Source organism: Sorangium sp. So ce302 (assembly GCF_051530145.1).
Lineage (GTDB): Bacteria > Myxococcota_A > Polyangia > Polyangiales > Polyangiaceae > Sorangium > Sorangium cellulosum_B.
Genome location: NZ_CP150326.1, coordinates 2,629,935 through 2,654,903 on the forward strand (window position 1 = coordinate 2,629,935; position 24,969 = coordinate 2,654,903).

18 protein-coding genes are annotated in these 24,969 nt (G+C 70.8%); 4 read left to right on the top strand and 14 right to left on the bottom strand.

The window, feature by feature from the left end:
• Window positions 1–69: 69 nt before the first annotated feature.
• The 11 genes from WME73_RS10270 to WME73_RS10320 all read right to left on the bottom strand — a co-directional run bounded on the left by WME73_RS10270 (window position 70) and on the right by WME73_RS10320 (window position 13,401).
• Window positions 70–3,087: a carboxypeptidase regulatory-like domain-containing protein gene (locus WME73_RS10270; protein WP_437915533.1), complete on the bottom strand. Its 3,018-nt coding sequence runs from the start codon at window positions 3,085–3,087 to the stop codon at window positions 70–72.
• 180 nt (window positions 3,088–3,267) lie between these two features.
• Window positions 3,268–3,879 (bottom strand): hypothetical protein, encoded by a 612-nt coding sequence (locus WME73_RS10275; RefSeq protein ID WP_437915534.1) that lies wholly within the window; start codon window positions 3,877–3,879, stop codon window positions 3,268–3,270.
• Between the two features lie 20 nt (window positions 3,880–3,899).
• A complete protein-coding gene (locus tag WME73_RS10280; protein WP_437915535.1) occupies window positions 3,900–4,403 on the bottom strand; it encodes a hypothetical protein in 504 nt (167 codons plus the stop codon).
• Window positions 4,404–4,413: 10 nt separating this feature from the next.
• A complete protein-coding gene (locus WME73_RS10285; RefSeq protein WP_437915536.1) occupies window positions 4,414–5,136 on the bottom strand; it encodes a hypothetical protein in 723 nt (240 codons plus the stop codon).
• Window positions 5,137–5,465: 329 nt separating this feature from the next.
• The gene (locus tag WME73_RS10290) at window positions 5,466–6,614 is read right to left on the bottom strand and encodes a hypothetical protein (protein WP_437915537.1); all 1,149 of its coding nucleotides are present in this window, start codon (window positions 6,612–6,614) and stop codon (window positions 5,466–5,468) included.
• The gene (locus WME73_RS10295) at window positions 6,614–7,612 is read right to left on the bottom strand and encodes a tetratricopeptide repeat protein (protein ID WP_437915538.1); all 999 of its coding nucleotides are present in this window, start codon (window positions 7,610–7,612) and stop codon (window positions 6,614–6,616) included. Before WME73_RS10295 ends, WME73_RS10290 begins: the two co-directional genes overlap by 1 nt.
• 139 nt (window positions 7,613–7,751) lie before the next feature.
• Window positions 7,752–9,443: a protein kinase domain-containing protein gene (locus WME73_RS10300; RefSeq protein ID WP_437915539.1), complete on the bottom strand. Its 1,692-nt coding sequence runs from the start codon at window positions 9,441–9,443 to the stop codon at window positions 7,752–7,754.
• Between the two features lie 153 nt (window positions 9,444–9,596).
• The gene (locus WME73_RS10305) at window positions 9,597–10,130 is read right to left on the bottom strand and encodes a 2'-5' RNA ligase family protein (protein ID WP_437745290.1); all 534 of its coding nucleotides are present in this window, start codon (window positions 10,128–10,130) and stop codon (window positions 9,597–9,599) included.
• A gap of 150 nt (window positions 10,131–10,280) precedes the next feature.
• A complete protein-coding gene (locus WME73_RS10310; protein WP_437915540.1) occupies window positions 10,281–11,186 on the bottom strand; it encodes an ATP-grasp domain-containing protein in 906 nt (301 codons plus the stop codon).
• Between the two features lie 48 nt (window positions 11,187–11,234).
• The gene (locus WME73_RS10315; protein ID WP_437915541.1) at window positions 11,235–12,245 is read right to left on the bottom strand and encodes a hypothetical protein; all 1,011 of its coding nucleotides are present in this window, start codon (window positions 12,243–12,245) and stop codon (window positions 11,235–11,237) included.
• Between the two features lie 103 nt (window positions 12,246–12,348).
• Entirely contained in the window at window positions 12,349–13,401 is a 1,053-nt protein-coding gene (locus WME73_RS10320) for an NAD(P)H-dependent flavin oxidoreductase (RefSeq protein WP_437917371.1), read from the bottom strand.
• A 448-nt stretch (window positions 13,402–13,849) separates the two neighbouring features.
• On the opposite strand from WME73_RS10320, the gene WME73_RS10325 reads away from it, so the two are divergent.
• From WME73_RS10325 to WME73_RS10335, 3 genes are all read left to right on the top strand, one after another.
• Window positions 13,850–14,527 carry a hypothetical protein gene (locus WME73_RS10325; RefSeq protein WP_437915542.1) on the top strand — a complete coding sequence of 226 codons (678 nt, stop codon included), beginning with the start codon at window positions 13,850–13,852 and terminating at the stop codon, window positions 14,525–14,527.
• Between the two features lie 338 nt (window positions 14,528–14,865).
• On the top strand, window positions 14,866–16,347 hold the full coding sequence (locus WME73_RS10330; protein WP_437915543.1) for a hypothetical protein: 1,482 nt from the start codon (window positions 14,866–14,868) through the stop codon (window positions 16,345–16,347).
• Between the two features lie 162 nt (window positions 16,348–16,509).
• On the top strand, window positions 16,510–17,130 hold the full coding sequence (locus tag WME73_RS10335) for a TetR/AcrR family transcriptional regulator (RefSeq protein ID WP_437915544.1): 621 nt from the start codon (window positions 16,510–16,512) through the stop codon (window positions 17,128–17,130).
• A gap of 188 nt (window positions 17,131–17,318) precedes the next feature.
• Here WME73_RS10335 and WME73_RS10340 read toward each other — a convergent pair whose 3' ends face one another.
• Complete coding sequence (locus tag WME73_RS10340; RefSeq protein ID WP_437915545.1) at window positions 17,319–22,871, bottom strand: AAA family ATPase; 5,553 nt, start codon at window positions 22,869–22,871, stop codon at window positions 17,319–17,321.
• Window positions 22,872–23,095: 224 nt separating this feature from the next.
• Here WME73_RS10340 and WME73_RS10345 point away from each other — a divergent pair, with 224 nt between their 5' ends.
• Window positions 23,096–23,221: a hypothetical protein gene (locus tag WME73_RS10345; RefSeq protein WP_437917544.1), complete on the top strand. Its 126-nt coding sequence runs from the start codon at window positions 23,096–23,098 to the stop codon at window positions 23,219–23,221.
• A 90-nt stretch (window positions 23,222–23,311) separates the two neighbouring features.
• On the opposite strand, the gene WME73_RS10350 is transcribed toward WME73_RS10345, so the two are convergent.
• Both WME73_RS10350 and WME73_RS10355 read right to left on the bottom strand, forming a co-directional pair.
• Complete coding sequence (locus WME73_RS10350) at window positions 23,312–23,551, bottom strand: hypothetical protein (protein ID WP_437915546.1); 240 nt, start codon at window positions 23,549–23,551, stop codon at window positions 23,312–23,314.
• 133 nt (window positions 23,552–23,684) lie between these two features.
• Window positions 23,685–24,965, bottom strand: a complete 1,281-nt coding sequence (locus WME73_RS10355) for a glycosyltransferase (protein ID WP_437915547.1) — start codon at window positions 24,963–24,965, stop codon at window positions 23,685–23,687.
• Window positions 24,966–24,969: the final 4 nt, after the last annotated feature.

Below are 24,969 nucleotides of genomic sequence, written 5' to 3' on the forward strand. Positions count from 1 at the left end.
CGCCCGCCGCCGAGAGCCCAGGCGGCGAGCTCGTCCACGCGCCTGCCGTCACGAGGTGGCGGCCAGCGCCTACGGGGGCCCGGGCGCGGCTTCGATGCCGCCCAGCCCGCCGCCCGGGGGTGGCGGCATCGCCGCGGCCACGAGGGCCACGCTCGCCCCGCGCGAGAGCCCGAGGGTCACCCGGGTCCCCGCAGGCACGCGGATCAGGGACCCAACCAGATACCCCAGCTTGCCGGTGACATCGTGGCCGTCCACCGAGACGATCACGTCCCCCACCTGCAGGCCCGCCGCCGCGGCCGGACCGCCGCGGCGCACCTCGACCACCTCGTGCGGCCGCATGGCCATCTCCATCGGCGACCGGGGCGGCTCGACCGTGAACCCGAGATCGCCGGGAGGCTCGTCCTGCTTCACCCGGCGCTTCGCCATGAACAGCCGCCCGACGTCGGTCTCCGCGCCCGGCTGCACATCGACCGGGATCATCGCCGCGTCGAACGCCGAGCTCATCGGATCCGCGGGCATGAGCATGAGCACGAGGGGACCTCTGGGCACGCGGTCGAGGTGAAAATGCCCCGCTCCGTCCGTGACCTCGTGCTGCTGCACCGGCGAGGGCGCCATTCCGCCGGCGCGCGGGTACGCGTGCACGGTCACCCCGGCCATGGGCGCGCCGTCCTCCAGGGACACCACCTGACCCCGGAGCGCGACGCGCCCGGTGAGCGTGAGCACCACCCCGCTCCGCTGCTCCCCCTGCGCGAGCGTCACCTCCCCCGTGGCCGTCCCCTCCGGGGCGTCGGCTGCAAGTTCGTACTTGCCCGCCGGCAGGTCGCTCATCGTCCAGGCCCCGTCCGTGAACGCGAAGGACTCGTTCCGGAAGAACGGCGCTTCGCGGCCCGTGACGCGGATCGTGAACTGATCGGGCGGCGCGCCGCCGGGGCTGGAGACGGCGCCGGAGACGGTGCCTGTCTCCTGGATCGTGAGCGTCACGGTGCCGCCGATCTCGACGTGCTCGACGGCGGCGCGGCCCCCTCCGCGGCGCTGCGCCTGGACCGTGTACGTGCCCCGGCCCAGGTTCCCGATCACGAACTCCCCGTCGGGATCGGTGAGCACCGGCGCGTGGGGCCCCATGCTCTCCGGCGGCGGGGGCGGAGGGGCCGGGGCGCCCGGCTCGCCCGCGCCCTCGGGCTCCCGCTGGACATTGACGAACGCGTCCGCCACCGGCCTGCTGCTCCCGTCGACGACGCGCCCGTGGATCTCGCCGTTCTGGCGCTCCACGACAAGGCTCACGCGCGCGGCCGCCCCTGCCTTCACGGTGACAGCGACCCCGGGGTCGCCGCCGCCGGCCTGACCTGGCGCCCTCATGGGCATACCCCCCTGCATGGCCCAGATCCGGTACGCGCCCGGCGCGACCCCCTTGATCACGAATGTCCCGTCCGCGAGGGACTTTCTCGGAGGGCCGCCCCACCCGGGCTGCTGCGCGCTCAGCATGACGTCCGCGCCTGCAACGGGGCGGCGGTCCTCGTCGGTCACGGTGCCCTCGACGCGACCCCCGCTGTCCATCACGAGGGTGATCTCGGGAGCGCGCTCGTCGACGAGCTCGACCATCACCGGTTCGGGCGGAATGTGATCGTTCGAGTGCGCCATGACCCTGTGCTTGCCAGGGAGGAGCCCCCGGAGCACGAAGCGGCCGTCGTCATCGCTCTGCCCGACGGGGCCGGGCTGCATCGGCTGCATCCCCCCCATGTCGGTCGGGCTCGCGTGGACCATGGCGCGCACGGGCTTGTCCTCGCGGTCCACCACCCGGCCGCGGAGCGACAGCCCGGCGCGGACGGTCCACACGAGTCCCTCGACGTCCGCCTCGCCGACCTCCACGGCGGGGTAGGCCGGCTCCGACGCGTGATCCTGGCAGAGCACCATCACCTGGTACGAGCCGGGCAGCACCCCCTCGAAGCGCGCCGAACCGTCGGCCGCGAGGACCGTCGGGAGCCAGCCGCTCCCCTCGTGAAACAGGGTGACGGAGCCGCTCGCGCAGGGCCCGCCCCCGGGCGCGACCTCCACGCGGCCGGCCACGCTGCTGGCGGGGTGCATCTCGATCACCACCTCGCTCGCGGTCTGGCCGATCCCGAGCACCACGCTCGCTCGCGCCTGGCCATAGCCGCCCGCGGCGCGCGCCGTGGGCTTGTACCGCCCGGGCGGCAGGCCCGGGATGCGGAAGCGCCCCTCCGCGTCGCTCGACACGGGTTTCACCTCCCCGGGGCCCCACCTCTGCGCCATCCCGGGACGGATCGTCGCGCCGGCGATCGGCGCGCCCGACCCCGCCTCGACGACCCGCCCCTCGATCACCGAGCCGGGCGTCATCAAGATCTCGAGCGGTGGCCCCGGCGCCATGCCGTGCTGCGACCCCTCGGCGTACCCGTCGGCGGTGGCGCGCGCCAGGCAGTATCCCTCCTCGGTCCACGCGGAGAAGGAGCCTTCTGCGTCGGAGCGGGTCACCGCGGCGCCCTGGTGCGACCCCAGGAAGCCATGAATCATGACGAGCGCCCCGGCGATGGGCCCGCCGCTGACGTCCTTGACGTGGCCCCGGACCTCGACGCCGCCGCGGACGAGCGTCAGATCGACGCCGGTGCGCGCCTCTCCCTGGCGGAGATCGAGCCAGCCGGCGCGGTCCGGGGCAGGGGAGGTGTAGCTCGCCGGGCGGTGGCCCGGCGCCGAGGCGAAAAGCGTCCAGCGCGCGGGGGAGAGATCCGCGATCTGGTAGCGGCCGTCCTCTCCTGCGGGCGCGCACGTCGGCTCGCCCAGATCGAACGGCGTCAGGCCGCTCGCTCCGCCGCTCGCGCTGGCGCACACAAGCGCTCCGGCGACGGGCGAGCCGGCCGCATTGGCGACCCGCCCCGCGATGCTCCCGAGCGTCGGTGGCGCGTCCCTCGCGCGGAGGCGCCGCGCTCCCCGCGTCGAGGCGGCGCTCGCCGGAGGCGCGGGGCCGTCCGCCGGCGCCTCTCCGGCGCGGAGCCACAACGAGAGGCCCAGGATCCCCGCCGCCGCCAGCCCGAGCACGACAAGGGCAAGCCACCGTCTCGCTTCCGCTCTCTTCATGGCCTGACAGCCCCTCCTTCGTGCATGGCCCCCTGCCGCCGGGATCACTAATCCATCGCGCGCACGCGCGGCGGGGGCTCGTCCTGGGGAGCAGGATGACGGCGCGTTAGTACCTCGGGCTCGCGGCGCCGTGGCGGGGCCGGCGCCGTTCGTTATGCCGCCGTGAGGCGGCGCGCGGCGCTACGGCGAGCTCGAAGCGGCATCTCCCTCGAATCGGTCCCATCCCTCGGGGGGTTCGGGTATGCCGAGCGCGTCGAGCGCGCCGCGCGCGTTGTTCTGGATCGCAGCCGGCACGATCGCGGCGGGGGTCCAGGCGGCGAAGAGGTCGCGGAGCTTGAGGGCGTAGGGTTCGGCGTTGATCATGGCTTGATTCCCATCGTCGTGGGGAGATCGCTTCGTCTCCGCGACCACCTCGAGATAAGCATCGATGCACCGGAGCATCTCCGCGCGGCTCGGGAGGCTCTTCGCCCTGGCGATGACCCGGGGCGCAGCGAAGGCGGCCATCGTGTTGGCGAACCCTGCGATCACCATGGCATGCTTGCGCGTACCGTCCATCATGGCCTGGATCTGCGCGGGATCGGTGCGCGCGAGCGCCTCCTGGCCCGCTCCGCTGGCGGCTTTGCCGTCGTGGGGGTCAGCCCCATGTCCCGCTCCGGCTGCGCTGCGCGATTCGGCCGGCTCGGTCGGGGCCGGCGAGCTGCCGCCAGAGGGCGCGCAGCCTGCCGCGAGCGCCGACAGGGCAGCGGACAGCGTGGCGGCGCCGGCGAGATTCATCGAATGCGTGGTCGCCATGGAGAGCTCCTGGTTTGGAGTCAACGATTCGAACGCTTCGGCGGCCATCGGCCTTTCAGGATGGCGGGCACACCTTCGGGCCAGAGGAGCGTGTCTTCGTACTTGATCCCGTCTTCCTCCGGATCTTCGTACGCATCCCACCCGCACGCGGGCGCCTTGATGCCTTCATATTCGATGAGCGCCCTAGAAACGTCCACGACCTCCTGGGGTAACTCAGGCTGTGTCCACTGCTCGAAGAGCTCGCGTAGGCGCAGCGCGAGCGGCAGGCGCCGTTCGTAGTGTACGGGTTGGAACTGTGGAGCAGTGTGGCGGCCGCCCTTCTTCACATAAGAGATGTAGATGCTCATCATGCGTAGGATGTGGTCGCGAGGAGGCACGCGGCTAAACGTCCCGTAGACGCGCGGCGACGAGAAAGCCCACAGCCAATACGTGGCGTTGATGGCGTCAACCGTGTCCTCGATATCTTCTCTGCCGTCGCCGCTCGTGAATGTCAGGGTGTTCCCGTCCTCGAATGTGGTTTTCATTGCTTCTTGCTCACCAATAGGTGCAGTGCCTGTCCCCGGGTCCAAAGTGCGAAACGAGGATATATGCGCCAGCGACGAGACTGCCGCGCTTGAGGCAGCCGTAGGCGCACCAGGACTTAAAAAGAAGATTCCCGAGGCCCCATGGGCACCAAGGGCATTGAGCGTCGCCACAATGTGTTACCATGCAGAACGCCTGCTCGCCGTTGTTCAACGGGCACTCGGTCGTCTGCGGACAGGCATATGGCTCGTCGAAGCACGTGAAATTGGGGTAAACCCCGTCATTCGCAGCCAGCGTCACGGCCTCCGGTGTTTCCATCCAGGCGTACGCCGCATCCCAGCCGGCTGGCTCAACCTGCTCGATCAGTGGCTCTATCGCTGCTTCGTCGATGGCCGCTGGATCGAGCACCTGTGATTCGACGAGGCTCGCGACCATCACCGCCGCGTAGGAGGTCGCCATGGTCTTGAGAGCGAGCTCCTGAGGATCGACGTTCAGCAGCTCCTCGTACGCCTGTTCCTCCGGGGACAGCGGCTCGTTGTCGACTTCATCGGCCTCCGGGCCGCCGCCAGGCTCACTGTCCTCGTCAGGGCGCTCCGCCGGCTCGTTCTCCGCGGGCTCGTCTTCTGTCTCGTCTCGATCCGCCGGTCGGAGGTGGATGGTGCACGCTGGGACCAGCATGGCCAGGATCCCTCCCGTCAACACCAGCGCGAGCGCTCGACGCGTCCACCCCCGCATGTCGTCCTCCTTGATGCGGCGGACTCTATCGAGGCTCGCGGAGCGCGTCCATGGACGCCTCTCCCGACCGACGTATCAGGCTTCTCCTGGATCTCCGCGCCCCTTCATCGCGGATCGGCGTGATTTATGGGAACCGCCGTCGTTCTCGGCCTCCACAATATGGAGGCACCCTTGCTCGCACATCAACGCGTTGCCAGCGGAGCGCCCGAGGGCGCCCCCTTCGCTCAGAGCATGTCCGTTTGCGTCATCGAGGGCGTATCGAGCGGCCCGACCCATCTCCGGAACCGCCGACACGCCCTCCCGAACGCGGTGGGGCTACCGCGCCCCCATCACTGACAGGCGGTCCCGTCGGCCAGCGCGAGGCACTCGTCCGGGTTCTCGAACGCGCGGCTCACGTGGAGCAGCCGGCAAGAGACCGTGTCGCCGCCCTCGGCGCTCGCGACGGCGTAGTGGGAATCGTGGGCGGCTCCCGTCATCGTGCTGCACTCGTCCTGGCACGCCGCGCCCCAGCCATCGTACGCCTCGCCGAGGGCCTCCTTGCAGGCCGCCTCGAACAGCGTGCAGTACGACACGCAGTTGCCCGTCGTGCCCGAGCCTGGCTCCTCGACCCCGCAATGGCCGTCTCCGCCCGGCCCCGCGTGCGGGCAGTGGGTGGTCGGCGCCAGCATCGCGCTGTAAGCGTGGTACTTGCGGCAGCCCACGGTGTTCTCGGTCCGGTCCTCCGTCGCGCCGGGAGGGAGCGCCGCGCAGACCGAGAGGCATTGCGCTCTCGACTCGTACACGGCCAGATCGCCCGTGCACGACGTCATGACCACCTGGCAGAAGTCCTCGCAGCTCGGCTCGGTCCCTTCCGGATCGCCGCAGGGCTGCACCGGCGTCAGGCTCGCGTGCGGGCAGTGCTCCTCGGGGTCCACCGTCGCGGAGCTCACGTGCACGAGGCGGCACTGCAGCGTGTCGCCGTCGTGGTTCTCGATGACGTCGAACTTATCCACGTCCTTGAGCCCCGCGCACATGGCGACGCACTCCTCCTCGGTGGCGACCTCGAGCGTGCACGCCGCGGCCCGCAGCGCGCAGTAGCTCTCGCAGTTGCTCCCGCACTCGCCGCCGCCGCCCGGGCCCGCCGCCGGGCAGTGCACCCCGACCTCGCCGGTGGCGCCCGCGAGCTCCGCCTGGCGGGCGCGGCACGCGACCGTGTTGTCCACGGGCTCCAGGGGATCGCCCGCCGGGAGCAGCGCGCACACGCCCTGGCAGGTCGCCAGCGTGGCATAGACCTGGTGCTCTCCCGTGCAGTTCGCCATCACGTCGGCGCAGTACGACGCGCATTGCTCGCTCACGGGCGCCTGCCCGCCCCCCGTCTCCGTGCTGCCCGGGTCGAAGGTGCGGTCCTCGATGCCGGCGATGGCCTGGCAGCCGAGCCACGCGAGGCTCGAGAGCGGGGCGAGCAGGGCGAGCGACAGGAGCCCTGTCATGCGTCTCATTAGAACGTACCTCCCACGCGCAACCCGACGTTGCGCGCGTCCACGAACGCCCCCACCTGGACGGGCGGGGCCTGCCTCGGCGCGACGACGAACACGAGGACGGCGCCGCCGATCGCCGCCGCCGCCCCGAGCCCGAACGCGACGTTCGACACGGTGGCGGCGCTCTTGGCCTCCTCGGTCAGCGTGACGCCGCGCTCGTCCTCGCACGTGCTGCCGCCCTTGCAGTAGCTTTCCGCGTCGCTGTTCTTCGAGATGGCCTTCACGCCGAAGAACGTCCCGACGCCGAGCCCCACGACGCCCGCGCCGCCCACGACGAAGCCAATCAAGCGCGCCGTGTTGCCCCCGGACGCCGCGGGCGCCGGCGCCGGCGCAGGGGCGCCGCGCGCCGGCGCAGGGCCCGCCGCCTCGGGAGGCGGCGCATCGCGGGGCGCAGGCGGCGGCCCCTCGAGCCGCTTGAGCGCCGGGACATCGACGCTCGCAGGGCCCTTCTTGTCGCCCCCGAGCTTCACGGTCGCCGTCCAGGTCTCGTGGCCCGGGGCGCTCGCCTCGATCGCGATCTCGCCCGGATCCACGGGGATCGCGACGCCGAAGACCGCGGGATCGATCGCCTTTCCGGCGGAGCGTACCTTGAAGCCCTCGATCGCGAGGTTCTCCGCCGCGACGCCGATGCTCAGCTTCGACAGGCCCGGCTCCAGCCGGGCCGCCCTCGCCTGCGCCTTGCGGGCGCGGTCGGCTTGCCCCGCGGCCTGAGACTCCGACATGGCCTGCCGGAACGTGGCCCAGGCGCTCGCCGTGCGGCCGGTGTTCTCGTAACACTCGGCCAGGTAGAGGAGCGTGCCGATGCCCGGATCGATGCGCTGGCTCTGCTCCAGCCTCGGGCACGCCTCCGCGCTGCGCCCCTGCTTCATCAGGTCGAGCGCCGCGTCGAAGAGCGCCTCCGCCGTCGCCTTGTCGGCGGCGCTCGGCTCCGCCCGCGCGGGGAGCCCCCCGGAGATCAACGCCGCGCACAGACCCAGGCCGACGCAGTGTGCGATGCTTCGCTGACGACGTTTCGTACGCCTCATACGTCCCGTGTTCTCCTCCAAGCTGGCCACGGCGGCCCCGGGGGCCGTCGCCGGATCGACGGGAGCGCCACGCTCAGCGCCGCCCGCCGAAGTCGCTGATCGAATTGCCCCGCGTCGGCTCCGGGCGCGCCCCCGCGTCGGGCTGCGCGCGCTCGACGGGCCGGGCCGTGGCGGTCGCCCGAGGCGCGCCCGGCTGCGCGGCGAGCGGCGCCGCCGGGCCGGAGGACGCCGCCGCCGGCGCGGGCGCGCTGGAGGAGGCCGCCGGCGCGGTCGGGGCTGGCGAACCGCCGGCCACCTCGGGCGCGCCGCCGGTGGCGCCGGGAGCCTCGCGCGCGTCGCCCTTCGCCGTGGCCTCGGAGGTGGGCGCAGCCGTGGCCTCGGAGGTGGGCGCCGTCGTGGCCTCGGAGGTGGGCGCCGTCGTGGCCTCGGCGGTGGGCGCCGCCGCGGCTGCGGGGGGCTGTTCCTGGTCGGTGGCGAGCCCGGAGCGCAGGAAGAACAAGGCGCCGAGCGAGGCCCCTGCCAGGAGGGCGCCGGCGGCGATCGCCAGGACGACGCGCGCCCCGTGCCGGACCGTTCGCACCGGATGGCCCGAGTTGCTCCACGAGTTGACCGTCGGCCCCGTCTCCGCGTTGGGCGCAGTTGGTGCGGCCGGCACGAAGGACGGCGTGCCCGGCGCGAAGGACGGCGAGGCCGGCACGAAGGACGGCGAGGCCGGCGCGAAGGACGGCGAAGACGGCGAGCCCGGTGCGAAGGGCGCGCCCCCGTGCGGTATGGACGGGCGCGATCCGAAGCCCTGGGCGCCCCCGCTCGGCACGCCGGTCTGGAGGAGCGACGGCCGTGCGATGTCCGAGGAGCTGCCGAGCATGCGGCGCGCCCGGTCGACGTGCATGTGGCCCGTGGCAGGGCCGAACGGGAGCAGCGCGGCCGCCAGATCGCCGACGTTCGTCCACCGCTGCTCGCGCTCCTTGGCGAGGCAGTGCATCACCACGGCGTCCAGCTCGCGCGGGACGTCGGGGCGCAGCTGGGTGACCGGGGCAGCGTTCTCGTAGAGCAGCGTGTGGAAGAGCTGAGCGACGGAGTCGCCGTCGTACGGAGTCCGCCCGGTCAGCATCTCATACAGGATCACGCCGAGAGACCAGATATCCGCGCGCGTATCCACATCCTTCGCGGAGCGCACCTGCTCGGGAGACATGTAGAGCGGCGACCCGAGGAGCGACGCTGTCTGGGTCAGCGCCACCTGGTCGCGCGATATGCCGAGCAGCGACTTCGAGATACCGAAATCCAGGACCTTGATGACCCGGTCGCCGTCGGGCCGGAGCGAGAGGAACAGGTTGGCCGGCTTGAGATCGCGGTGCACGATCCCCGTGGCGTGCGCCTCGGCCATCGCGTCGAGGGCCTGGAGCATGTACCCGACGGCCTCCACCACGGGCAGCGGACCGCGCGCCCGGATCTCGTAGGCGAGGTCGTTCCCCTCCAGGAACTCCATCACCATGTAGGGCATCCCGCCCTCCAGCGAGCCGACATCCAGGACGCGCGCCACGTGCTCGCTCTTGATCCTGGCCAGCGCGCGCGCCTCGCGCCGGAACCGCTCCGCCGGGTCGCCGCCATCCGCCCGCAGCGAGTGCAGGAACTTCATCGCGACCCGCTGCTCGAGCTCCAGGTGCCACGCGGCGACGATCGTGCCCATCGCACCGGCGCCAACGATCTGCTCCACGCGGTACTTGCCCGCGAGGACGTCGCCCACAGCAACGGGAGCCATCGCCATGGGCCCCAGGCTAGCCGAGATCCACGAGATCACATACTTCGGCGCGCCGCGATCTGCGCGCAGGGCGGAAATCCCTCGTCGACGCTTGCGCTGCGGCGGAACCGTGCGTCTGGGCGCGTGGTGGGCAGGCATGACACCCGCGCCGGCGAGATCTCACCGGCGTTCCAGCGCGACGCCCTCGACGCAGCGCCAGCGCTCGGTCCGCCCCTCCACGGCCCACAGCTCCAGCCGGTCGGCCCGCCACACCCCGTGCGCGAGCGCAAGCACCCGAGGATCCGCGGCGAGCTCCTGGCGGCGCGCGGCCGGCAGCTCGCCGTACACGAGGCTCACGTGCGGGCGAAAGGGGGCCTCGCTCGCGCCGAGCGCCGCCTCGGCCGCGCGGCGCAGCGCCGCGAGCGGCTCGGACGGCGTCACGTCGAGGAACACGCACTGGTGGCGGGTGCTGCCGGTGGCGGGGCCGCGCGCCTCGAGCGCGACGGGGCGGAGCGCGCTGCCGTCGCCGCGCAGCCCGCCGAGCTTCGCGGCCAGCGCGCCGCCGTCGCCGCGCAGCCCGCCGAGCAGGGTGAGGTGAGGCGCGAACGCCGGGCCCCCGGTCTCCCGGGCGAGCGCCTCGATGAGCTCCTCGAGCCGCGCGGCCGGCGCTCCGCCGGGGATGAGCCACAGGGCGAACGCTGTCTCTTGCGCCATGGCCGACACCCTTTGCGCCGCCGCGCCTCGCGGGCAAGCCGCCGCGCGCCGGAGCTCGCGTGAGCGCCCCCTCCGGCTCACGGCCCGCTCAGGGCGTGCGCAGGGGGGCGGTTCGCGGCCGATGGTTCGGATCGAGCAATGGGACGCTCCTCAGCCGAGCGCCGCGCGCAGGCTCCGGTAGAACGCGTCCGCGGCCCCGCCCTCGGGGATGCCCGCCGACCCGCCATCGTTCAGCTCCACCAGCATCCAGCCGCCCCCTTCCTTCTCGGCGACGTCGGCCGCGTAGAAGCGACTGCGCACGTGGCCGAGAACAGGCGCGAGCACGTCGGCGCTCGGCGGCTCACCCGGATAGTCACCGTCGGCCCAGTACGGTGCCGAGTAGAACGGCCGGCCGTCGAGCACGAAGAAGCGATGCTCGTTCACCAGCGGCAGCCTGCTCTTCGGGTGCAGCCCGATGCGTCGCAGCGCGACGAACTCGCGGAAGACGAGCCCGCCGACGACGTGGTCGTCCTGGAGGCGGAGGAAGTTGCCCACGACGCGCCGCACGTTGGCCTCGTCGTCCGCCGCTGGGATGAAGCACGCGTCGAACCACTCGTGCTTGCGGGACTTCACATAGTCCTTGAGGATCACGGCGCCCGATCCGAACGCCTCTCGCACGTGAACGACGACGGCTTCGAGGTCGAACGTGGAGCCCGGGATCCAGATCGACCGCGCTGTGTGCTCGGCGCCGCCGATCGCCTCGTACCACGCCGGCAGGTGATAGCAGTGCTGGTACGCTGCCGGCTCCGTGATCAACCGCCGGCCACGCGCGGCGACGACCTCGCTCATGCATCGATAAGCGTCGAGGCCCAGGAGCCAGCCGCGGTAGATCACCTCGCCCGAGCCTTCCGGCACCCGGCGGAGCTTCACGTCGCCGCCGAGGAACACCTCGAGGTCGATGAAGCCGACGTCGAAGCCTGCGCTGGCGGCATGCCGGGCTTCCTCCTCGAAGGCGCTGTCCGGCGTGGTCGGGTGCAGCGGGTTGCTCGGGAACAGGACGAGCGGGGCTGGGAGCATCTCGCAGACTCTATCCGATTTCAGATCGCTCGTCCGTGGCCGTCGAGCTCAGCTCTGGGCTGCTCCCTCGACATCCATCCACGTTCCGCACATGGTGCAGAGCTTCGCCGAGGCATCGAGCAGGAAGTCACAGCTCGAGCAGTGCCTCTTTCCATCGGGACGCGGCGGCATGGGCGGGCGGGGCGGCGGCGGATTCCAGTTCCACACCATGGGCTCGGGCGGTAGCCAGGGCGGTGGAGGTCCCTCCCAGCCGTTCAGCGCGATCGGCGCGCCCGCCCTGTCGCCCGGCACGCAACGCAGCGCCGGCCCGCCGAGCTGGTCGCGCCGCGCCCAGAAATCGCCGTTGCTCATCCGGGACCGCAGCTCCGTGCCGCGCACGCTCGAGGGCAAGAGCGGCCGGTGCGCACCCGCCTCATCGCGGTAGCGGACCGGCTGTCCGTCGGGCTTCAGGGCCGAGCCAAAGGAGATGTGGTGATCGACCTCGACCGTCGCCCGGAGATCGGGCGGGTTGCCGTCGTGCGCGTCGAGCGCGGGCGCGAACAGCCACTCCGGGTACCTGGGCTCGTACCACCACAGGAGCGGCTCGGGCTGGAGGTTGCCGTTCCAGCAACAGACCGCCACCGGCCAGCCGGGGTAGTAGGCCTCGAGCGCCTGAAGCATGCGGTCGTTGAGCGCAGGCCGCTTGGGCTCCGGGACCTGCCCGAGGACGGAGAGCACCGCGCGCGGCGACTCGGCGAGCACCACCGCATAGCTGCCCACGTCGAAGACCACGGCCCGGGCGGCGGGCGGCGCGGCGAACGGCGGCGGGCCGTAGCTTGGCGGGATCGGCCGGCGCGTCGCCTGGCGGATGTCCTCGAGGAAGGTGCGGAACGGGCGCGTGTCGACCGCGTTCTGCGGGCCGAGCCGCGTGGCCGGAATCGGCAGGATCATGGCGTTCGGGCCGGAGGTCGACGCCGTGTTCTGGTAGGCGAGGACGTGGACGTAAAGGCCGTTCCACTGTGCATCGCCGGCATAGAGGAGGGTGCTGGAGAGCCTCGCGGGGGAGAAGGTGCAGCACATGGTCGCTGCAGGATACACGAACAGGAGCCTTTGACCCGATTGTCCGCGGATGAGCTGCGGACGCCGCAGGCGCCCGTCGGATCCATCGGCAGGTCGGGCGGCGTCAGCGTGCACCTGGGAGTGCACCCGCGAGTTGTCGCGTGAGATCGGCCGCTGGCACTTCCTTACACCCGCTGGCGTTTTGCCCCGCCCATAACGGCGAGAAGTCGCCGCTGCCCTGGCTTTCGGCCTTGGCGCGCAGGGGGGCGATGGCCGACGTCGCCAAGGGAAAGGCTGGCGCGGCGCCGCTCATCGGCCCAAGCTCCCTCATGAGGCGGTTCACGATGCCCCGAGCGGGTCGCCCGGTGAAGAGGTTGGTGAGCGCCGTGATGCTGGCTGCGCCGCTCGCGAGGGCCGCGCGATGCACCAGGCTCGTGGTGGCCTCCGGGCACAAGAGGTAGGCCGTCCCGATCTGCACGCCGGCCGCACCGAGCGCGATGGCGGCTGCGACACCCCTCGCGTCCGCGATGCCGCCCGCGGCGATGACGGGGATCTTCACGGCGTCCACGATCTGCGGCACCAGCGCGAAGGTGCCGAGCTGGACGCTGAGATCGTCGGACAGGAAGCTGCCGCGATGACCGCCCGCCTCGATGCCCTGGGCGATGACCGCGTCGACGCCGCGCGCCTCCAGCCAGCGCGCCTCGTCGACCGTCGTCGCAGAGGACAGGATCTTCGCGCCCCAGCGGCGCACCCGCGAGAGCAAAGCCTCCGAGGGCAGGCCGAAGTGAAAGCTCACCACAGCAGGTCTGAGCTCGTCGAGCACATCAGCGGCCTCATCGCTGAAGGGCAACCGGCCGGGGCCGGTCGGGATGGCGCTTGCATCGACGCCGAGCTCAGCGAAATACGGCAAGAGCCGGGCACGCCAGATCGCTTCTTGCTCGGCGTTGGGCTCGGGCCGCGTGTGACAGAAGAAGTTCACGTTGAACGGCCTCGTTGTCTGCGCTCGGAGGGCTGCCAGCTCCTTGCGCAGGGCGTCCGGACCAAGCACGGCGCCGGGCAGCGAACCGAGCCCACCAGCGCTGGAGACCGCGACCGCGAGCGCGCTGCCTTGCACGCCGGCCATGGGGGCCTGGATGATTGGAAGATCGATTCCAAGGAGCTCCTGCAGCGCCGTCATGAGAATCTCCAGATCCACTGCCGAGGCAGCGTCCAGCTTTTGTCCTTTTTCCGCCCAACAGAGAGCGTTCGGCCGTGGGACCTGAGCATAAGCGAAGTGCCCATCGGTGGTAGCGCTTGGCGGGCTTGGCTGTTTCGATGCAGGCAAGCTACTATTTGATATCTCTTGGGCAGGGGCGGGCGGTCGAGTTGCAGAGCCGTGGGGCAGCGACGACGGACCATTCCGGGCACAGCCGGCGTGCAACAGCAGTATCACGAGTAGCGGTGCTTGTGTCGTCTTCATGCGCAGGTTGGTTAGTTTGTCTAACTATCAGTCGATTGGTCAGCCGAAGCCGCAGGACGAGGTCTGTCCAGTGGACAGTTCGGTAAGTCGTTCAACATGGTCGTGGAGCAGAGCCGTCCGATCGCGGCTCGCCGCCGGTGTGCGGCGCGGCTACACTGCGCGGCCCGTGGACTCCGTGATGGACCGCATCGAGGCGATGGTCGCCTGGCTCCGGCAGCGCCGGTGGGCGCACCTCGCCGTGGTGAACCTGCGCATCCTGATAGGCTTCGCGTTCCTGCCGGCGGGGCTGAAGAAGATCCTCGGCGAGCCGTTCACGGATCCGGGGAATCGCGGCCCGTTCCACGAGTTCTTGCACGCGTTCCACGCGACCGGGCACTTCTACACGTTCGTGGGCGTGGTCCAGCTGGTGGCCGCGACGCTGCTCATGACGCAGCGGTTCGCGACGGCCGGGGCATTCCTGGCGCTGCCGGTGACGGGCGCGATCCTGGCGTTCTGCTGGAGCACGGCGGTCGTCCCGACGGCGACCGTCGTCACGCTGATGTTCGCGGGCCTGGTCGGGCTGGCGCTGTGGGACGTCGAGCGGTGGCGCGGCGTCCTCGACGCGCCGGACGCCACGCCGCGGGCCGCGCGTGCCTCGTCACCAGCGCCGATCGACCTGCGGCTGTGGAGCCTGTGCGGGGCGGCCATCCTGGTGGCGTACCTCGCGACGTGTCTGCTCAGCGGCGGCATCTACCGGCCGCGGGGGCCCGCGTTCGATGAGCCGGGGTTCTACGTGCTGATGGCGCTGCCGCTGTTCCCGATCGTGACCGCGCTCATCGATCGTCGCCGGCGCGCGGGGCGCTGACGCCCCGGTCAGGGCTTCGATCGCGTCAGGAACTCCGACAGCAGCTGGCCGATCGGCCCCTTGGACTCCTCGGCCTCGTGGGCGCGCCCTCGTGCGGCGGAGCGCCAACTGGGCGATCTGATCGATCGTCTGCTGGAACGTCCTCCCGCTGGCGGTCGCGCACTGCCTCGCGGAGCTTCTTTTTTTGATCTGTGTATTTTGCACAAATGTTCTTGACGCTCCGGAAGGGGCGACTATATGCATAGTACACATATCTGAAACGCAGTCGAACAAAACGTGGCTCCTTACCAAGCGCCCGGGCCCTCCGCTCGTGAAGGATCCGGCTGCCCGGAGGTCTCATGCCTGCTTCAGTACGTTCGCGTTCCGTCGCCCGAGCCTCGCTGTCCGCCCTCACCCTCGCCCTCGCCCTGCCAGCCGCCGCCTCGTTCACCGGCTGCTCCGGGGGCGACGGGCCCACGGAGCCCCAGGCTACCGGGAGTAGCCCCACGTTCCACAAAGACGTCGAGCCCATCCTGCAGAAGAGCTGCATGGGCTGCCACTCGGCGGGCAATATCGCGCCCTTCAGCCTTACCGCGTACGACGACGCCAGGGCTGTCGCGGCGCTCATGGTCCAGACGACCAAGGCAGGCACGATGCCGCCCTTCGCCGTGCGTGACACGGACGAGTGCTCGACCCGTCACGCGTGGAAGGGCGACATCCGCCTCTCCGAGGAGGAGATCAGCACGCTGGAGGCCTGGAGCAAGGCCGGCACCCCCAAGGGTGATCCGAAGGACGCGCCCGCCTCGTTCGTGCCGATGAGCCCCGACCTGCGGGGCATGACCCTCGAGGTTCATCCGAACGAGCCCTACGTCACCTCCGGTGAGCAGGACGAGTTCCGCTGCTTCATCATCGATCCCGGGCTCACCGAGGACCAGTACCTGAATGGTCTACAGATGGTGCCCGGCAACCACAAGGTCGTTCACCATGGGATCATCTCCATCGATCCGGAGGGGAGGTCCGCGAGCCTGGCCGGCCCCGACGGGAGCTTTCCGTGTGGCGCCGGCGAGGTCGCGAATGGCGCGGAGATTGGAGCGCTCCAGATGGTCACAGCCTGGGCTCCCGGCGCCGACCCGGTCGATCTGCCCGAGGGGGTGGGTCAGCTGATCCCGAAGGGGTCGCTCATCATGATGCAGATCCACTACCACCCCGCCGGCACGACGGCCGACCCGGACCTGACGCGCATCCAGCTCAGGCTCACCAAAGAGAAGCCGAAGTACGGCTTCCTGTACCACCTGATCGGCAACTTCGATGATCCGGTCGGCGAGCTTGGCTTCGGGCTGCTACCGGGTCCGGGCGACAAGAACGGCGTCGAGTTCCTGATCCCCGCGGACAGCAAGGACCACGTGGAGACGGAGCAGTTCACGGTCCCGGCCCCGGACTCGCCCGGATCGCAAGAGATGCCGTTCCCGCCGGGCACGCGCATCTATGGGGACTTTCTGCACATGCACTACCTGGGCTTCGACGAGAAGGTGACGGTCACGCGGGCGAACGGCTCACCCGATCAACCCAAGGAGGAGTGCCTGGCGCACGCGCCGAAGTGGGAGTTCGGCTGGCAGCGCTCGTACTCGTACGACGCGCCCATCGAGACGCTCCCGACGCTCGAGCCGGGCGACGTGCTCCAGATCCGGTGCACGTACAATAACTCGACGGAGAACCCGTACGTGGTCAAGGCGCTCAAGGAGGCGAAGTTGATCTCGACGATCGACGTGGCCTACGGCGAGGGGAATACGTTCGACGAGATGTGCGTCGCCGGGCTCTCGCTCGTGTACCCGATGCCCTGACGGGAGCGGAGGCGCGAGGAGTACAAGGGCATCAGGGGAACGTGGCGTCCGCAACGTCGTCCCTCTCGCCCCTTCCTCGCATGGCCGAAGAGCGCCTCGAGGAACCGCGCCGGCGCGCCCGGCGAACTTGACACAGTGTAAACTATGCCCCATGTTGACACCATGTCAAGCAAGGACGGGGAAACCCGCGCCGTGATCCTCGAGGCCGCGCGCCGGCTGGTGACCGAGCCGGGGCGTCGCGGCGTCTCGATGGCGGAGATCGCGTCGGCGGCCGGGGTGTCGCGCCAAGCGGTCTATCTGCACTTCGAGACCAGGACCCAGCTCTTGGTCGCGCTGGTGCGTCACGTCGACGAGGTGCATGGGTTCGCCGACCTGGTCCGAAAGTGCGAGCGCCTCCCCGACGCGCGCGCGGTCCTCTCCGAGTTCATCGGCGCGTGGGCGGGCTACGTCGCCCACATCACCGATGTGGCGCGGGCCATGCGGGTGGCACGGGCCACGGACGAGGACGCGGAGCTCGCGTGGCGCGACCGCATGCGTGGTTTCACGGGCGTCTGCGCGGGCTTCGTGGCGCGGCTTCAGGCCGAAGGCGCGCTTGCCGACGAATGGTCGGCGCCGGATGCGGCGGACTTCTTGGCCACCATCCTGTCGATCGGGAACTGGCAGGAGCTCATCGAGGAGCGGAGCTGGTCCCGGCCGCGCTACGTCCGCGCGATGCGCCGGAGCGTGGAGCAGAGCCTGCTCAGGCCGATGGAGATCAAGACGGCACCGAGGAGGCGCTCGTGAGCGGCGCGCAGCCGGAGCTTTGGGCGCAGGGCTCGGTGGAGATCGGGCGGCCCCTGCGCGAGAACCTGGAGCGCGAGCCGTCGTGAATGGTGCCGACGTTCGAGCGCACCTCGGCGCAGCGGCCTCGCAGTGAGCCGCTCCTCTCTGTCGTGATGCACGATCACTCACGAGGCCGCTCGAGGCAACCGCTACGACGACAAATCTCCCGCGCGCTCGGTCGAGAGCGGCAGCTCGACGCAGAAGGTCGAGCCCCGGCCGACCTCGCTCGACACGCGAATTCGGCCGCCGTGCGCCTCGACGATGGTGCGGGTGATGTAGAGGCCGAGCCCGAGCCCCCCGTAATGCTTCGACGAGACGCCGCGGCGAAATCGTTCGAAGAGCTGGGCCTGCACTTCGGCCGGGATCCCGATCCCACGGTCCGTCACCAAGAGCCGCGCGACCCGATCTTCCTGGGTGATGGCGATTTCGATCGGCTGGCGTTCCCCGAACTTGATCGCGTTGGTGAGGAGGTTGGTCACGACCTGCTCCAGGCGGTGCGGGTCCCACCGGCCGATGACCGGCTGCTCCGCGCGCACGGCGACCGCGCTGCCTGACTGCGCGATCTGATCGCCGAGGTGGGCGACGACCTCGTCGACGAGCGCGCGCAGCTCGACGGGCGCTGTGTCCAGCTCGATCCTCCCCGCCTGGATCCGGGAGACGTCGAGGAGCATATCGACGAGGTCGGTGAGGCGCTTGGCCTGGCGGACAGAGAGGGCGACCGCGGATCGCACGCGCTCGACGTCCATGCCCTGCGCGAGCCTTCGCCCCAGCGATTGAATGGCGAGCTGCAGGCTGGTGAGCGGGGTGCGGAGCTCGTGCGAGGCGATAGAAAGGAAGTCGTCCCGCAGGTGCACGGCCTCCTCCGCTGCCGTGCGCGCCCGCCGCTCGTCCAGGAGGAGCCGATCGCGCTGCTGCTCGGCGCGCACGCGCGCGGTGATGTCCCGGAAGCTCCAGACCCGCCCGACCACGCGCCCGCCGAGGCGCTGGGGCTGCGAATAACGCTCGAAGACGCGCCCGTCCGCGAACGGGATGGCATCGAAGCCGGACTCCTCGGGCGAGGCATAGAGAGCGCGGATCCTTTGCAGGAACGCCTCGGGATCGAGGACCTGGTCGCAGACGAACGTACGGAACGTGTCGTCCGACCCGGTGGAGAGGATCTCGTCCGGGATGCGCCACATCGCCGCGAACCTGTGATTCTGACGCACGACGCGCTGCTCGAGGTCGACGACGAGGATGCCGTCCGTCGTCGATTCGAGCGTGGCCTCGAGGAGCGAGTAGGAATGGCGGAGCACCTCCTCGGCGCGCCGCCGCTCCGCGTTCTCCTGCTGCAGATCCGCATAGAGGCGCGCATTCTCGATGGAGTTGGCCGCCTGGGCCGAAAGGAGCCGGATCACCTCGACGCGATCGGGGGTGAAGGCAGAGCGGGTGAGGTCGTTCTCGAGATAGATCACGCCGGCGAAGCGGCCCTTGTAGACGATGGGCGCGGCGAGCGAGGAGCGCGGCGCACCGCCGGCGAAGCAGGGATCGCGCCCGAACGGCCCGTCGATCGCGAGGTCGTCGAGCAGGACGGTCTCGCGCGTCCGCGCCACGTACGTGACGACGCTGTCCGGCAGGTCCTTGCGGCCCTCGAGGGGCGCCGCGCCGAGCACGTGGACCGACGCATCCCGGATGTGGTGCTCGGCCTCGACGACGAGCCGTCCGTCACGCAGGAGCAGGAGGACGCCGCGCCGCGCGCCGGCGTTTTCGACCATGATGCGCATGAGCGCGTCGAGCAGGCGGTCGAGGACGATCTCGCCCGAGATGGCCTGGGAGGCCTTGAGCACCGAGCCGACGTCGAGCGCGGCGCCGGCCTGCGGGCTCCTCTCGCCGCGGAGGCTCTCGCCGGGGACGAGGTCGGGGTACGCGCGCTCGAGGCGCCGCATCGCCTCCGTCGCGCCCCAGCGGCCGTACGCCCTGTGCGCCTTGGTGAGGTAGGCGCCGGCGATGGTGGTCTTGCCGAGCGCGCGGAAGCAGAGGCCTGCGAGCTCGTTGCCGAGCGCCTCGTCGTGGAGATAGCCGCCGCGCTGCGCGAGCGCGATCGCCTCGTCGTAGCGGTCCCCGGCGGCGCGCGCGTCGCCGCGGGCGCGCTCGAGCTCGGCGAGGAGGAGGGCGCGGCGGTGCGCCACGTTCTCCGGGCAGAGGTCCGCCCAGCGCGAGAGTTTTTCGGCGGAGACCTCGGCGCGGGCGAGAAAGAGCGCGCGCTCCTCTGGGGAGACGACGTCCGCCGCCTGCGTGAACGCGATGCCTGCGTAGCAATGGAACGCGGGGTTGCCATGCCAGGCCGCCACGGCCGGGATTTCGATGTTCGGCAAGAGCGCGGCGCGCGCCGCTTCCTCGAACGCCCCCTGGAACACGCAGAGGACGACGATGTAGAAGTGGGCGAAGAAGAACGAGGCCTGGTTGTCGATGCGGCGGGACTCCTCGATCACCTCGTCGATATCGACCCACGCCCCCTTGAGCGTGGCGGGGCGCTCGGCCTCGACCGAGAGCTGGTGCGCGATCTGTCCGACCGCGCCGACCGCCCAGGTGATTGCGTTGAACTCGTCGAGCTTGCGCATCGGCTGGTAGCTCTGCGCCTCGGCGAGGAGGTCGGAGAGCGGGAGGCCGCGCAGGAGGCTGTTCGTGATGCCATTGACCGTGTTGTAGAACGACCAGATGTACTGGCCCGTCTCGAGCCCGGCGTGCATCCCGGCGACCAGCGACGCCTTGCAGGCGGCGTAGCCCTCTCGCCAATGCTGCACGAAGGCGCCCCACATATTGCAGAGCATCGCCTCGGACTTCTTGTCCGTGTAGCGGTCCGCGAGGTCGATGGCGGCGCGGCCGAAGCGGTAGCCGAGCGCGATGTCGCCGCGGGCGCAGAGGAGCATCCCGAAGTTCATGCAGCCGAAGATCGAGTTCTTCGAGAGCCCGTGGCGCAGCGTGTTCTCGAGGATCTTCGCGACCGTGATGCCGAGGTTGTTCGTGGCCAGGAAGTAGCAGGGGAGAAAGAGCTCCTGGAGCACGTCCTGCATGGCGAGGATCTCCGGGTTCGCGAGCGGCGGCAGGCCTGGCAGCGCCTCGAGCGTCCTTTCCTGGACGAGATCCATCGTCGCCCGCACCTGGGCGTCGAGCATGACGTCGTCCGGGAAGGGAGGCAGGTCGATCCCGAACGGGCGCAGGGCCTCGAGCCCCTCCGCGAGCGCGGCTGGCAGGTCGTTCTTGAGCACCTGCACGTTCATCTTGAGCCGGAGCACCTCGGTGCGATCGCGCCGGCTCGCGGCCCGCTCCAGGCCATCGGAGAGGATCGCGAGGGCGTCGTCATGCCGGCCGCAGAGCGAGAGCATCAGGGCGGTTCTCTTCGCGTACTCGAGGCGGAGCGGGTACTGTGACGCCCAGGCGTCCTCCGGAAGGCGCAGGAGGCCGAGCTGCAGGTAGTGCAGCGCGGCGCCGAAGGCGGCCGAGTCCTCGGCGCGGCATGCGGCCTCGAGGCTCATGCGGGCGAGGTGCAAGCGCTCCACGGGGTCCGACACGAGGTCGCCTGCGCTGTTCAGGTGGCCGACGACGTCGAAGAGGCTCTGGCTCTCCGAGAGATCCAGCTTGTCCGCGAGCAGCCGGCCGATCCGGAGGTGGAAGGCCGGTCGGTCGGCCTCCGGGATCATGGCGTAGGCGCCCTCCTGCACCTTGTCATGGGCGAAGCGGTAGCCGCCGCGCCCGGCGATCACGAGCCCCTCGCTCATGGCGGGATCGAGGCGGGCGTACGCGTCTTCCGGCGAGCACTCGTTCACCACGGCGAGCACGTCGAGGTCGAACCGGTTGCCGATCGCCGCGGCCAGGTTGAGCGACTTCACCGTTGCCGGCGGCAGGCGCGCGATGGTGCGCACCATGAGGTCTGCCACGTTGTCCGTGTACCCGAGCGCGTCAATCGAGGCGAGGTCCCAGCGCCAGCCTGATCCGGCTGCGTACGCCAGGGCGCCGTGGTCGTGCAGCGACCGGACGAACTCCTTGACGAAGAACGGGTTGCCGCCGGTCTTCTTCTGCACCGCATCGGCGAGCGGCCCGCAGTCGCTGCGCTTGAGGCTATCCGAGAGCATCTCGATCAGGTGAGGGCGCGCGAGCGGGGCGAGGGCGATGTCGCGCACGACGAGCCCGGCTTGCTCGAGCTCCTCGATCGCCAGGACGAACGGGTGCTCGGGCGATACCTCGTTGTCACGGTAAGCGCCGCAGAAAAAGAGCGCATCGAGCGAGTCGTCGGCGAGGAGCGCGCGGAGCAGCCCGAGGCTCGCGGGGTCGATCCACTGAAGATCGTCGAGGAACAGGACGAGCGGGTGCGTGCGCCGCGCGAACACCGAGACGAACAGCAAGAAGCACCGGTTCAGGCGGTTTTGCGCCTCGATCGGGCCGAGCGCCGGAACGGGCGGCTGCGGGCCGATCAGGTGGGAGAGCGACGGGATGACGTCGCAGACGACCTGCGCGGTTGGCCCGAGCGCCTCGAGGAGCGCGCTCCGAACGCGGAGGATGCGCGCATCGCTCTCGGTGAGGATCTGCCGCACGAGGCCGTCGAACGCCTGGATCACCAGGCTGTAGGGCGCGTCGCGGTTGTATTGGTCGTATTTGCCGCTCGTGAAATAGCCCTTCTGCCGCGCGAGTGGCTTCAAGATCTCGTGCACGAGCGAGGACTTCCCGATCCCCGAGTAGCCGGAGACGAGGACGATCTCACGGCTCCCCTCGAGCGCGCGCACGAACGCGGCGGTGAGCGCCTCGATGTCCTGCTCGCGGCCGTAGAGCTTCTGGTGGATCCGGAAGAGGTCCTGACGATCGCGCTGGCCCGCGACGAATGGCTCGATCGTCCCCGTGCCGCGCAGGGCCTCGCGGCAGCGCTCGAGGTCGGCGAGCAGGCCCTCGGCGCTCTGGTAACGCTCCTCGGTGTTCTTCGCGAGCAGCTTGAGCACGACGTCGGAAACGGCCTCGGGGATGGTCGGGTCGACGCGGGACGGCGGCGCGGGCGCGAGGGCGAGGTGCGCGTGAATCAGCTCCATCGGGTCCAGGGCCTCGAAGGGGCGCTGACCCGTGAGCATCTGGTACAGGATGACGCCGAGCGCGTAGAGGTCGGTCCGGTAGTCGACGCCGCGGTTCATGCGGCCTGTCTGCTCGGGGGAGACGTAGGGCAGCACGTCGGCGATGACCGCCGGCGCGTAGAGCCGTTCGTGCGCGTGGGTGACCTCGGCGTCGACGCCGAAGCCATTGATCTTGACCGCGCCGCGCGCGCCGACGAGCACGTTCTTCGGGCGCAGATCGCGGTGGACGAGCCCGGCCGCGTGCATCGCGGCGAGACCTTCGGCGAGCGCGGCCGCGAGATCGAGCGCCTCGCCGACCGGCATCCTGCGTGACGGGCGCGCGGCGAGGATCCGCGCGAGATCGCGGCCCGGGAAGTCCTCGAGGACGACGATCAAGGAGCCGGCGAGCGCCTCGACGCCGCGCAGCGCGACGAGGCGGGGCGAGGCGATGCGCGCGATGCGCTCGTACTGGTGCTTGAAGCGCGCGATCTCGGCGCCGGTCGATCTTTCCGCGCGCAGGACTTTCAGCAAGACCGGAACGCCGTCGCCCTCGCGGCATGCGCGGTACAGGGTAAAGTCGGCGGTTTCCTCGATCTTCTCGCGGAGCGCGTAGCCTCTCTCGACGATCATCGAAAACCTTGCTCGCTCGCTCGTCAATGCGACGCACTACAACCAGCCACTTGTATATTCCAAAGGGTGTGACCTGGCACCGGCGGAGTTTGGCCCACGCCCAGCTCGTGCGACTCTTGGGTGTGCAGGCGCGTGAGGTCGTCAGGAAACTCCGAACGCCGCCCTGGAGTCCGGACGCTCGGCGCACCCCTTGGCGTCGCCGCTGGCTCCAGCCGAGCAGCCGAATGGCGCATGGTACGCCGATTTCAAGGGGGATCGCCGATGACGTCTGGGAGCTGCGCTACGGCCCGGTTCTGCTCGCGCAGGTCACCCTCAAGAACAAGGAGCTGCAGCTGGTCAGGGCGCGGTGACCTGCGCGAACTCACGCCGACGATCTCGACGTAGGGCGCCATCAGGATAGACGGAGGCGCCGTGCTCGGCGCCAGCTCACCTCGGTCATCTCACCTTCCCGGGCGCGGCTCCAGCTGGAGCCACACGCCGCCGGACGTGCGCAGCGTGGTCGCGACGTGCAGCCGCGTCGTCCGCCCCGGCACCGCGCTGACCCGGTAGCGCTGGAGGAGCCGGGCGAGGATGAGCTGCCCTTCCATGAGCGCGAACTCCTTGCCGATTCCGATCGAGCGGCAGTGTCCGAGCCGCTCGGCGGACGGGGCGCCCGCTGCGCTGATCGGACGAGAGTACATGAGCCCGGACCCCGGCGACGAGGACTTTGGAAAGGCTCCTTCGCGGCGCGCCCTCGCCGCCCACAGCGTGGACGCGCGAGGCTCACGCGACGGCGTGGGCGGCCGAGGGCCGATGTCCTCGGACGGCGGATTCCTACGCTGTCACGCCATTGCGTGCCGCGAGGTGCCGCTCGATGTGGCCTATCGCCGACGCCGCGCCGTCCTCGCTGCGGATCTTGCGTCCGAGCTCCTCGGCGCGCTGCTTCATGCCGGCGTCGGTCGCGGCGGTCCGGATCGCGGCCGCGAGCGCGTCGGCGGTGAGGCGTGGCCGCGGGATGGCGCGCGGGCCGACGCGGAGCTCCTCGACGCGGCGCCCCCAGAAGAGCTGGTCCGCGAGGTGCGGGACGACCACCGCGGGCCGCCCGGCGCGCAGGCACGCGGCCACGGTGCCCGCGCCGCCGTGGATCACCGCCGCGGCGACGCGCGGATAGAGCCAGTCGTGCGGCGCGGCGTCGATCCGGAGGATCGTGTCGGGCAGCGCGATGTCGCCGAGCCCGGCCCAGCCGGAGAGCAGGATGGCGCGCTGGCCGCTCCGCGCGACCGCGTCGACGAGGAGCCTCGTCGTGGCGCCGGGATCGTGGGACGTCATGCTGCCGAAGCCGAGGGCGATGGGCGGCTCGCCCGCCGCGAGGAACCGCTCGAGGGCCTCGGGCGGCCTGTACGCTTCGCCCTCATCGAGGAACCAGTAGCCCGTCGTGTGGTAGCTGGGCGGCCAGTCCGGCGGGTGCGGGACGACGTGGGCGCTGTAGCCGTGGACGACAAGCATGCGGCGCAGCGCGGCCATGTACGTTCGCCGATCCTGCGGCGGCAGGCCGAGCCTCTGCCGCACGCGGGCCGTCACGCCGCCGTACCAGCGCCACACCGTCGGCTCGATCAGGAGCTTGCCGAACAGGAGGTTGAGCACGCTGTCGCGGCGCGGGAGGGGGGCGGCGAGCGCGGTCGGCCCGTGGCGCGTCGCCAGGATGGAGGGCTGGAGCGGCATGCTGACCTGCACCGCGCCGGAGGCCTCGGCGATGGAGGCCGCGTACGTGTCCGAGGTGAAGCTGCTCAGGATGAGCTCGGCGCCCTCGCAGGCGCGCAGGGCGTCGTCGGCCATCTCCGCGCCGAAGCGGTCGATGAGCCGCTGCAGGATGCGCGACTGGGCCATGGGGTTCGTGCCGCGCGACACCCACTCTTTGCCGAGGTCGCTCTCCATGATGTCGACCGAGTCGACGCTCGCCGGGATGGCGGCGAGCCCGTGCGCCTCGATCCATGGCTGGAAGCTCTTGCCGGCGAGGACACTGACGGCGTGGCCGCGGGCCGCGAGCGCCTTGCCGAGCGCGATCGCGGGCTGGACATCGCCGCGGCTGCCGAGGGCGAGGACGGTGGTCTTCACGGGG